A 2975-nucleotide genomic window follows, 5' to 3' on the forward strand; every position below is an offset into this window, starting at 1 on the left:
GGCGAGCTGTGCATCACCGGGCCGGGCGTGGCGGCCGGCTACCTGGGGCGGCCCGAGCTGACGGCCGAGAAGTTCCTGGCCAACCCGCGTCCGCGCGGCGAGCACGATACGCGCATGTACCGCAGCGGCGACCTGGCGCGCATCGACGAGCAGGGCCAGATCCAGTGCCTGGGCCGTAGCGACGACCAGGTCAAGGTGCGCGGTTTCCGCGTCGAGCTGGGCGAGATCGAGGCGGCGCTCTATCGCCAGCCGGGCGTGGGCGCGGCCGCCGTCGTGCTGCGCGACCTGGCAGGCATCGAGCAGCTGGTGGCCTTCCTGGCGCCCGAGGGCGAGGCGCGGCCCGATCCGCACGCGCTGCGCGCCGGGCTGGCGCAGGAACTGCCGGCCTATATGATCCCGGCCCGCTTCGAGCTGGTGGCCGAGGTGCCGCGCCTGACGTCCGGCAAGATCGACCGCAAGACGCTCAAGGCGCGCGAGCTGGCCACGGCGGCCGAGCCCAGCGGCGAGGACGACCTGCCGGCCACCGCCGGCGAGCAGGCGCTGTTCGAGGCGCTGCGTCCGCTGTTTCCCGGCCAGCCGTTGCGGCTGGCCAGTGATTTCTTCCGTGACCTGGGCGGCCATTCGCTGCTGGCCGCGCGGCTGGTGTCCTCGCTGCGCAAGCATCCGCATTTTTCCGCGCTGACCATGCACGAGCTCTACCAGCATTCCACGCTGGCGGCGCTGGCGGGGCGGCTGGACGCGCTGGCGGCCGAGGCGGCAGCGGCGGCAGCGGCCGGCGCCGGCGCCGGCGCGGCGCGCGAGGCGGCGCCGGAGCGCGCGCCCGAGTGGCGCCGCTGGACTTGCGGCCTGGCGCAGCTGGCGGTGTTGCCCATCCTGATCGGCGTGCGCATGCTGATCTGGCTGACGCCGTTCTTCACCTATCACTACTTCACCGGCGACGAGGGCGATTCGGTCTGGCTCGCGGTGACGCTGTCGATCAGCAGCTACCTGGCCTGCAACCTGCTCAGCTTCGGCGTGGCCGTGGCCTGCAAGTGGGGCATCCTGGGCCGGCTCAAGGCCGGCCGCTATCCGCTGTATGGCTGGATGTTCTATCGCTGGTGGCTGGTCGACCGCATCATGGACATCCCGCCGGCGCACCTGCTGGCCGGCTCGCCGCTGCAGGCCTGGTACCTGCGGGCGCTGGGCGCGCGGATCGGGCAGGACACCGCCATCAGCCGCATCTCGGTGCGCGCCCCGGACCTGCTGTCCGTGGGCGACGGCGCCAGCATCGGCGCGGCGGTGAACCTGGAGAACTTCGAGGTGCGCGGCGGCGTCTGGGAAGTGTCGCCGATCCGCGTCGGCGTCAATGCCTACATCGGTTCCTACGCGGTGCTGCAGGGCGATGTCGAGATGGGCGACGACGCGCGCCTGGACGGCCTGTCGTCGCTGGCGCGCGGCGCGCGCATTCCGGCGGGGCAGATCTGGAGCGGCGCGCCCGCGCGTCACGATCCGCAGGCGCGCGCTCCCGAGCTGCCGCCCCGGCCCGAGCGCCACGGCCGCTGGCGGCGCCTGGACATGCTGGCCTATGCGCTGGGCGGCGCGGCCATCGCCGGCCTGTTCTTCATGCCGGTGTTCCCCAGCTTCGTGCTGATCGACTGGATCGACGCGCGCTGGCTGGACCTGATGGGCGCGCGCGCGTCCTGGCCCTATGCCTTCCTCTGCTACCTGTTGCTGGCGCTGCCGGCCAGCGCGCTGCTGCTGATGCTGACCATCCTCGTGTCGGCCCTGCTGCGCTGGGCGCTGCTGCCGCGCCTGTCGGGCGGACGCTGGCCGGTGTATGGCCAGATCTACCTGCGGCGCTGGCTGACCAACCAGATCCAGGAATCCAGCCTGAGCGTGCTGCACGGGCTGTACGCCTCGATCTACGCCGGCACCTGGTATCGCCTGCTGGGCGCCAAGGTCGGTCCCGGCACCGAGATCTCGACCGCCATGGGCATCGTGCCGGACATGCTGACCCTGGGCCGCGACAGCTTCATCGCCGACGGCGTGATGCTGGGCGACGAGGAAGTCGACCGGGGCTGGATGACCATGCGCCCGACGGTGATCGGCAACCGCAGCTTCGTCGGCAACGGCGCCTACGTGCCGGACGGCTCCGAGCTGCCCGACGACGTGCTGATCGGCGTGCAGAGCCGCGCCCCGGCCAATGCCCGCATGGCCAGCGGCCAGACCTGGCTGGGCAATCCGCCGCTGGCCCTGCCGGCGCGCGAGCAGACCGCCGGCTTTCCCGAGCACCTGACCTTCCGCCCCAGCCTGGGCCGCAAGCTGGCGCGCGGCGCGGTCGAGGGCATGCGCATGATCCTGCCGCTGGCGGTGGTCATCGCCGTGGGCTACCTGACGGTGATGAAAGTGATCCCGATGGCGGTCAAGCACGGCTTCGTGGCCGCCTTCGACGAGCTGATGCTGGCCGGCGTGCTGTACGGCATCGGCGCCTTCCTGTTCCTGGTGCTGCTCAAGTGGACGCTGATCGGCCGCTACCGGCCGCGCGCCGAGCCGATGTGGACGCCCTTCGTCTGGAAGAGCGAGGCCGTGACCAGCCTGTACGAGTCCATCGCGGTGCCGAACTTCTTCAATTTCCTGCGCGCCACGCCCTGGCTGCCGCTGGCGCTGCGCTGCATGGGGGCGCGCATCGGCAAGCGCGTGTTCATGGACACCACCGACGTCACCGAGTACGACTGCGTGACCATAGGCGACGACGCCGTGCTGCATGCCTGGTCCGGCCCGCAGACCCATCTGTTCGAGGACCGGGTCATGAAGATCGGCCAGGTCCGGATCGGCGCCGGGGTCAGCGTCGGGCCGCGCACCACCATCCTCTATGACACGCGGGTGGAGCAGGGCGCCGTGCTGGGGCCGCTGACGCTGGTGCTCAAGGGCGAGACCATCCCGGCCGGCCAGGCCTGGATGGGCAGTCCGGCCACGCCGTGGACGGGGCGCTGAGG

General features: G+C 71.7%; 1 protein-coding gene. It reads left to right on the forward strand.

Annotation, left to right across the window (positions count from 1 at the left end):
- Nucleotides 1-2973, forward strand: a 2973-nt coding sequence (locus KDH83_RS30145) for a Pls/PosA family non-ribosomal peptide synthetase (RefSeq protein ID WP_212322587.1), incomplete at its 5' end; no start/stop codon positions are given.
- Between the last annotated feature and the right edge of the window lie 2 nt (nucleotides 2974-2975).

This window comes from Achromobacter sp. Marseille-Q0513 (assembly GCF_018195695.1).
Classification (GTDB): Bacteria; Pseudomonadota; Gammaproteobacteria; order Burkholderiales; family Burkholderiaceae_B; genus Achromobacter.